Consider the following 8,150-nt stretch of genomic DNA (forward strand, 5'->3'; position numbering starts at 1 on the left):
GGTTCCCACAGCGTGACCTGCCCGACATCGTGTACGTCGAGCACCTGACCAGCGCGCTCTACCTCGACAAACGCGACGACGTCGAGGCCTACACCCAGGCGCTGGAGCTGCTCGCCTCCACCAGTCCCCCACCCCGCGATACCGACCAGACCCTGATCCGCTTGCTGGACCGCCTGGGCTGACCTCGCTACGGTCCGCCGGGCAGCTCGCCGTGGGCGTGGGGTGCCAACTCGGGATGATGCAGGTCGAAGGCCGGGGACTCCGAGCGGATCCGCGGCAGCGAGTTGAAGTTGTGCCGCGGCGGCGGGCAACTCGTCGCCCACTCCAGCGAACGCCCCCAGCCCCAAGGATCGTCTACCTCGACGCGCGGACTCCGGCGCGACTTGTAGATGTTGTAGAAGAACGGCAGCATCGACGCGCCCAGGATGAACGCGCCCACGCTCGACACCTGGTTCAGCGTCGTGAACCCGTCACTCGGCTTGTAGTCGGCGTACCGCCGCGGCATCCCCTCCACACCGAGCCAGTGCTGCACCAGGAACGTCGTGTGGAAGCCGATGAACAGCAGCCAGAAATGCATCTTCCCGAGCTTCTCGTCGAGCATCCGGCCGGTCATCTTCGGCCACCAGAAGTAGAACCCCGAGAACATGGCGAACACCACGGTCCCGAACACGACATAGTGGAAGTGCGCGACCACGAAGTACGAATCCTGCAACTGGTAGTCCAGCGCCGGCGACGCGAGGATCACGCCCGTCAACCCGCCCAGCAGGAACGTGGCCAGGAACCCGACAGCCCACAGCATGGGCGTGTCGAACGACACGGACCCGCCCCACATCGTGCCGATCCAGTTGAAGAACTTCACCCCCGTCGGCACCGCTATCAGGAACGTCATGAACGAGAAGAACGGCAGCGCCACCGCCCCGGTCGTGAACATGTGATGCGCCCAGACCGCGATCGACAACGCCCCGATCCCCATCGTCGCGGCGACCAGACCGTAGTACCCGAAGATCGGTTTCCGGCTGAACACCGGCAGCACCTCGGTGACGATCCCGAAGAACGGCAGCGCGATGATGTACACCTCGGGATGCCCGAAGAACCAGAACAGGTGCTGCCACAGGATCGGCCCGCCGTTCGCCGGGTCGAACACGTGCGCGCCGAGCCTCCGGTCCGCCTCCAGGACCAGCAGCGCCGCCGCGAAGATCGGGAACGCGATCAGCACCAGGATCGACGTCACCAGCACGTTCCAAGTGAAGATCGGCAGCCGGAACATCGTCATCCCGGGCGCCCGCATGGTCACGATCGTGGTGACGAAGTTGACGCCGCCGAGGATCGTCCCGAGACCGGCCAGGTACAGCCCCATCGTCCACAGGTCGCCGCCGATGCCCGGCGAGTGCACCCCGCTCGTGAGCGGCGAGTACGCCGTCCAGCCGAAGTCGGCCGCGCCGCCCGGGGTGAAGAACCCGCTGATCGTGATCAGCCCGCCGAACAGGAACAACCAGTAGCTGAACATGTTCAGCCGCGGGAACGCGACGTCCGGCGACCCGATCTGGACCGGCATGATCACGTTGGCGAAGCCAATGAACAGCGGCGTCGCGAACAGCAGCAGCATGATCGTGCCGTGCATCGTGAACAGCTGGTTGTAGACCTCTTCGTTCACGAACTGCAGTCCCGGCTCGGCCAGCTCGGCGCGGATCACCAGCGCCATCACGCCGCCGATCAGGAAGAACGTGAACGACGTGACGAGGTACAGCTGGCCGATCACCTTGTGGTCGGTCGACGAGAGCACCCGGCCGATCACCAGCCCCAGTGGCCGCCGCCCGTACCCGGCCGCGGTCGATCCGGCGCGCTCGGTGACCCCGGCATGCCCGCTGACGCTGGCCATGCCACCTCCCGAACTAACGCATCCCTTCGATTAGACACCCATCGGCGCGACCGCAACACCCCGCTACCGAACTAGCGCGGCGGCCCGGCGGCGATCAGAGCACGGACGTCGGCACGCCGGAGCGTGGCGGGATTGGTCTCCGTCAGGCACCACGTCGCGCCCACCGCGGCGTACGGACGTGGGTCGGCGGACGGCTCCAGTGCCACCGCGATGTCGTACCCGTCGAGCGTCCCGCGCAGATCCCGCAGTACGGCGGCCGGCTCGGCGAGCTGGTCCGGTGAGGTCAGGTGGACCGGGAAGAACCCGTCGTACCGGGCCGCACGCCGGACCGGCTTGGCATTGCCTGGGAACCCCGCCGCCCACACCGGGATCCGGCCGCTCGCGGGACGCGGCAGGAACTCGACGTCGTCGACCAGGAAATGCTTGCCGTGATGGTTGACCGGCTCCCCCGTCCACCCGGCGGCGAGGATCGCCAGCGTCTCGTCCATCTGCTCGGCGCGGACCCGGTCGTCCAGCTCCTCACCGGTCTTCGAGAACTCCCCCGCGAAGCGGTCGCTGCCGAGCCCGACGCCGAGCGTCAGCCGACCGCGGGCGAGCAGGTCCAAGGTCGTTGTCTCACGCAACAGTTTGGTCGGCCGCCGGCGGGCCACCGGCGTGACCATCGGCCCGAGCCGCAGGCGTTCGGTGGCCGTGGCGATCGCGCTCAGCGTGATCCACGGGTCCGACACCGCGCGCACCGGCGGCGACCACCACAGCTGGTCCCAGACGAAGAACCCGTCCCAGCCGGCCTCCTCGGCCGCCGCGGCCAGCCGGGCGACCTCCAACGGATCCGACAACTCGTCGAACAACGGCACCCAGATCGCGAACTTCATCATCGGTTCGTCACCTCCTGGACGAAGATCCTCCAGTACGGCACCGACAGTCCGCCGCGGCCGGGCTCCCCGTCAGCTGACCGTCAGCTGACCGTCAGGACCTTCGAGGCGGTCTGCGTGCCCTGGTGGTCGGCGTCGGCCAGCCAGACCACGCGGTACGTGTACGTGCCACGCGCCGTCGGCTTGATGCTGAACGCGTACTTCCCGTTCGTCGTCAGCTTCCCGGTCGTCACGGCCGCCCACGACGTACCGGAGCGCCGCTGCAGGTACGCCGTCGTACCGGCGTGTGGCGGGTTCAGGTACCCGTACAGCAGCGTCGACCCGCCGAGCCTGATCGCGGCCGGAGTCAGGTACGCCGAGAGCGCCGGGTGGACCTGCAGAAGGGCGGTCGCGCTGCGCGTGCCGAGTACGCCGGCGCCGCCGTTGTAGCCCCACATGTAGTACGTCGAGACGGGCGGCTTCTGCGACACCTTGACGATCCCGTTGGCGTCGGTCGTGTACGACCCGACCGTCGACCACTTGGTCGCGGTCTTCGCCTTCGAGTACAGCACCAGCGGTACACCCGGCAGCTTGCCGCCGTCCAGCCGTGACACGCCGGCCGTCAGCGTGACCGCGCCCGTGTACATGATCGAGGCCGCACTCATCCCGAACGTCGCCTTGGACCCGACCAGCCGTACGTCGACGCCCGGGCCGACCTTGCCCGTCGCGTCCTTCGTCCACACGCGGTACGCGTAGCTGGCCGAGTTCGACAGACCGGACTGGGTGTAGCTGCTCGCGGCACCGTTGTAGACCGCCGTACCCGATGTCGTCAGCGGCGGCGGGGTCGAGCCGACCGCGTTCCGCAGCATGACCGTGGTGTTCGTCGGCTTGGTCCAGCGCAGCGCGGCGGCCGCGACCCCACCCGTCACACTGAAGCCGCTGACCGGAGCCGGCGGAGCCGTCAGATTCAGGTAGTCCTTGTCGATGGTCATCTGCACACCACCGTTGGTCTCGGTCAGCTCACCCGCGTACTGGTGCACACGCTGGTGGTTGGTCCAGTACGCCGCGTTGATGAAGCGGCTCGTGCCGACCGTGGAGCCCCAGTGCGCGAACCAGATGTTGTCCGGCCGCGTGTACGCCGTACTCGTGTAGACGCTGTTCAGGTCGGCACCACCCGACCCCGCACCGACGTACGCGCCGCCCTGGTACCCACGCGAGTTGAGCTCCTGCGTCCAGCCGCTCAGGTACGACAGCACGGCTGCCTTGCAGGCCGCTGTCGACGTGTACGCCTCGATGTCGCTGTAGATCGCGCTCCGCTGGGCGAAGCCGAGCGCCTGGGCCGCCGCGACCGCGTTGACGGCGGCGTTCCGGCCCTGGACCAGCGCGGTCGACGCGACCGAGGACATCCGGCTGTTGTACGTCGTGCACGGTGCCTGCAGGCCGACGTCGATCAGCAGGAACTGCCAGCCCTTGCTCGCGTTCGCCGCGATCCAGTCGGCGGTCAGGTTCGGCTGCGCGCAGCCGCGCAGTCCACCGCTGATGTAGATGCCGACGCCCTGGTACGTTGGGCGCCACGCGTTCATCGCGTCCTGCGACGGTGCCGCGCAGGTGTCGAAGCCGTTGCCGGCGAAGTTGCCGGTGGCAACGATGGACGGTGTTACCGCGGCCGGTTGCGCGATCCGGGAGGACGAGGTCTTGGTCACCACCTTGCCGGTGCCGAGTACGTCGCTCGCGGCACGCTCGGCGCCGGGTGCGTAGTACGCCGTCGCGAGGACGCCGGCGTCCTTGATCGTGCGTCGCAGCATCCCGTCACTCGACGGCTGCGCCGTGGTCAGCGGCTCCAGGATCAGGCCGGAGCTGCGGCCGACGAGGTGCGCCGGGCACTTCGCCTGCGCCGTACTGCGACCCAGGTACACGGCCGGCTGGTCCAGCCGGACGCACGCGGTCGGGTCGGTGGCCAGGTCGACCACGGGCCACTCGGCCGGGACGGTCACTTGGTACCCGCGATAGGACACGGTCTTCGTGTCCGCCGCGGCCGCCGTGCCGGTGACCGTAATACCTGCCACCAGCGCGAGGGCGAGTGTGAGCCCCCCAGGTCTGAACATCCTCACAGTGCTCCCCAGTCTCATCGTCGGATGCTGTCCCCAAGTGAAGGCGAGCGCCGCTGTGTTGTCGAAGAGCTTCCGGCACTCGCCTCGATGCGCAGATGCTATCGGGTGCCGTTTTGGATCGATCAGTTCAGAATGTGTTAGGCTTCTTGGTATGGCGAGACCGAGGACCTTCGACGAGGATCGTGCCGTGGACGCCGCGATGCGGGTGTTCTGGACGACCGGCTACGAGGCGACCTCGACGCAGGACCTGTGTACGGCGACCGGCCTGGGCCGGAGCAGCATCTACAACACGTTCACCAGCAAGCGCGACCTGTTCGACCGCGCGCTCCGGCGGTACGCCGAGCACTTCACCGCCGCCCAGCTCGAGGTGATCCGGGACGAGTCGCTGCCGCTCCGCGAGCGCGTCCGGCGGATCCTCTGGACGGCGGTCGAGCCGGTACCGGACGATCCGGCCGGCTGTTTCGCGATCAACACGATCGTCGAACTCGGCCCGCGGGAGCCGGAGATCGTCGACCTGCTGGACCGCGACCACCAGACCAAGGTCGCCGCCCTGACCACCGCGATCCAGGCAGCGCAGGCGGCCGGCGAGATCGACGCGGAGCAGAACGCGGAAGGTCTGGCTGTATACGTATTCACCGTGCTGGGTGGGCTGCGGGTCGCCGCCCGTGGCGGCGCGTCCGCGGACAGCCAGCGGGCGGTCGTCGAGGCCGCGCTGCGCAGCTTCTGATCCCCTTCTGGTCCGGGTTCGGCCTGTGCAGATTTTGGACCGATCAATCCACTACGAGAGGACATCATGCCCCGCGCCGTCTATCTGCTCGGTCTGGCGATCTTCGCCCAGGGGACGTCCGAGTTGATGCTCGCCGGACTGCTCCCCCAGATCGCCACCGACCTGCACGTGTCCATCCCGGCCGCCGGCCTGCTGATCTCCGCGTTCGCGGTCGGCATGCTGGTCGGCGCCCCGATCCTGGCCGTAGTGACACTGCGCTGGTCGCGGCGTGTCGCGATGCTCGCCTTCCTCGCGGTCTTCGCGCTGACGCATGTGGCCGGCGCGCTGACCTCGTCGTACGGCGTCCTGCTGGCCACCCGGGTGGCGGGCGCGTTCGTGTACGCCGGGTTCTGGGCGGTGGCATCCGTGACCGCGATCGAGCTCGCCGGACCGGAGGCCCGCGCCAAGGCGATGAGCATCCTGGCCGGCGGCCTGACGGTCGCGACCATCGTCGGACTGCCCGCCGGTACGCTCCTCGGCCAGCACCTCGGCTGGCGCGCCGCGTTCTGGGCGGTCGCCGTACTGTCCGCGCTCGCCATCGTCGGCATCCGGGCGACGATCCCCCGCGGCCGCTCGGAGAACGTCCCCGAACTGCGGGCGGAGCTGCGCAGCATGACGAAACCGCAGCTGTGGCTCGCGTACAGCACGACCGCGCTGTCGACCGGCGCGGTCCTGGTGATCTTCAGCTACCTGGCACCGCTGCTGACCGAGACGACCAAGCTGCCCGACGCCTGGGTCCCCGCGATCCTCGCCCTCTACGGCCTCGGCTCCCTGGTCGGCATCACGATCAGCGGGCGCACCGCGGACCGGCGCCCGTTCACCACGCTCGCCATCAGCCTCATCGGCCTCGGCGCCGCCGCAGTCCTCCTGGCACTGGTCACCGCCACTCCCTGGCTCGCCGTCCCCGCGATCGTCGCGGTCGGCACCTTCGGATTCGCCACCAACCCGGCGGTGAACTCCCGGGTCTTCACCGTCGCGGGCTCCGCCCCCACCCTGGCCGCCGCCTTCAACATCTCCGCCTTCAACGTCGGCATCACCGTCGGCCCCTGGCTCGGCGGTCTCGCCCTCGACGCAGGCGCCGGCTACCCCGCAGTCGGCTGGATCGGCGCCGCCCTCGCACTACTCGCCCTCACCACCATCCCCCTCGCCTCCCGAGCCGCCGCTCAGCCCGAGTACGACAGGGCAAGCTCAATGACCGGCGCATAAGCAGCCCGCCGTTCCGTGGTCCAGTTGGCTGCGCCGCCGGCCAGGTCGTCGGTGGTCATCCGGTAGATCAGCGCGCGGATCAGCATCTGCCCCCACTCGGGCAGGTGCGCCCACCGCGCCGCGAGACCCGGCTCGGCGCCGTACCAGCACAGCGCGTCCGCGACCGCGACGGCGGCCGCCCACGAGGTCGGCCGCCAGTACACCGGCCAGTCGATGATTGCCGGCGGCAACCCGTCCGCGAACATCACGTTCCCCGGCAGATCACCGTGCACCACCTGCGCGCGCAGGTCCACCGGCCGCCAGGCGTCGACGAGCGGACCGACGAGTTCGACGTACGGCGGCGTGCCGTCGATCTTCTGCTCCCGCCACGCGACCCGGTCGCCGTCGCACCACGGATCGCGCCGAGTGTCGATGAAGTCCGGCCGCGGCAAGCCGGCGACCGCCTCGTGAAACGCAGCGGCCGCGACGAGTACGTCGTCCTGCCGCCGCACGTCGGTCGCCCCGGCCAGCAGCTCGCTCGCCTCCCACCCGAAGGCGACCCACTCGCCGTCCGCCGCCCGCACCGGCCGCGGCACGCGGAACGCGTCCGACTCCGGCAGGACGCTCAGCACCTCGGCCCGCCAGGCGCTCTCGGCGTCGGCCCGCCTCAGGACCACGTCACCGGACCGCCAGGTCTCCCCCTGCCCACCGACCAGCCGCACCGCCGGCTCCAACACCCCGAACGCCGCCAGCACCCGCTCTTCAGGACACTCCATTGCGCCACTCTTTCATCCCCGCTACCTCGGCTTTGAGGTCTGCCCAGAATTCCTTGTCCGCATTCACGCGGAACGACAGCCGATAGACCGTGGTCTTCTCCGGGCCTCGGACTCGGAGGTGGACCTCTGAGGGGCCGGGGTGGGCTGTGAGGACTTCGCGGAGGTGGTTCACGGTATGTGGGATGACGTTCGACTGGTGCAGTTCCAGGACCACGACGCCGACCGTCGTCAGGTCGGCGAGGGTCACCTCCGCGCCGATCAGTCGCGGTACGTCGTCGCGCTTGTCCAGACGGCCCTTCACGAACACCACGGCGTCTTGCTGCAACCGGCCGGACACCAGTTGGTACGTCGCGGGGAAGAACAGGCATTCGACGGAGCCGACCAGGTCCTCGACGGTTGCGGTTGCCCAGGGATCGCCCTTCTTCGTGATCCGGCGCTGCCGGTTGGAGATGATGCCGCCGATCGTCACGACCGCGCCGTCCGGCTGGTCGGAGAGCTGGGCGATGCCCACGTCCGCCCGGGACGCGAGGACGGACTCCAGGCCGAAGAGCGGATGGTCGGAGACGTACAGCCCGAGCATCT

General features: G+C 69.2%; 8 protein-coding genes. 3 read left to right on the top strand and 5 right to left on the bottom strand.

Features of this window, described 5'->3' with window-relative positions; translation table 11 throughout:
• A partial coding sequence (locus VFF46_RS16920) for a Scr1 family TA system antitoxin-like transcriptional regulator (protein WP_325038086.1) occupies window positions 1–182 on the top strand: 182 nt, incomplete at its 5' end.
• 5 nt (window positions 183–187) lie between these two features.
• Here the strand turns inward: VFF46_RS16920 and ctaD are convergent.
• The 3 genes from ctaD to VFF46_RS16935 all read right to left on the bottom strand — a co-directional run bounded on the left by ctaD (window position 188) and on the right by VFF46_RS16935 (window position 4,835).
• Window positions 188–1,879: a cytochrome c oxidase subunit I gene (gene ctaD, locus VFF46_RS16925; protein WP_325038087.1), complete on the bottom strand. Its 1,692-nt coding sequence runs from the start codon at window positions 1,877–1,879 to the stop codon at window positions 188–190.
• Window positions 1,880–1,950: 71 nt separating this feature from the next.
• Window positions 1,951–2,754, bottom strand: coding sequence for an LLM class flavin-dependent oxidoreductase (locus VFF46_RS16930; RefSeq protein WP_325038088.1), 804 nt, complete (start codon window positions 2,752–2,754; stop codon window positions 1,951–1,953).
• 80 nt (window positions 2,755–2,834) lie between these two features.
• Complete coding sequence (locus VFF46_RS16935; RefSeq protein ID WP_325038089.1) at window positions 2,835–4,835, bottom strand: DUF1906 domain-containing protein; 2,001 nt, start codon at window positions 4,833–4,835, stop codon at window positions 2,835–2,837.
• Between the two features lie 157 nt (window positions 4,836–4,992).
• Between VFF46_RS16935 and VFF46_RS16940 the strand changes: the two genes are divergently transcribed.
• Entirely contained in the window at window positions 4,993–5,568 is a 576-nt protein-coding gene (locus VFF46_RS16940; RefSeq protein ID WP_325038090.1) for a TetR/AcrR family transcriptional regulator, read from the top strand.
• Window positions 5,569–5,634: 66 nt separating this feature from the next.
• Entirely contained in the window at window positions 5,635–6,813 is a 1,179-nt protein-coding gene (locus VFF46_RS16945; RefSeq protein WP_325038091.1) for a Cmx/CmrA family chloramphenicol efflux MFS transporter, read from the top strand.
• On the opposite strand, the gene VFF46_RS16950 is transcribed toward VFF46_RS16945, so the two are convergent.
• Window positions 6,771–7,568 (bottom strand): TIGR02569 family protein, encoded by a 798-nt coding sequence (locus tag VFF46_RS16950; protein ID WP_325038092.1) that lies wholly within the window; start codon window positions 7,566–7,568, stop codon window positions 6,771–6,773. The two genes, VFF46_RS16945 and VFF46_RS16950, sit on opposite strands and share 43 nt — an antisense overlap.
• On the bottom strand, window positions 7,555–8,150 hold a 596-nt coding region (locus VFF46_RS16955; protein WP_325038093.1), incomplete at its 5' end, for an OB-fold nucleic acid binding domain-containing protein. The genes VFF46_RS16950 and VFF46_RS16955, both read right to left, overlap by 14 nt.

It is taken from the genome of Kribbella sp. (assembly GCF_035655035.1).
In the GTDB taxonomy this organism is placed as follows: Bacteria; Actinomycetota; Actinomycetes; order Propionibacteriales; family Kribbellaceae; genus Kribbella.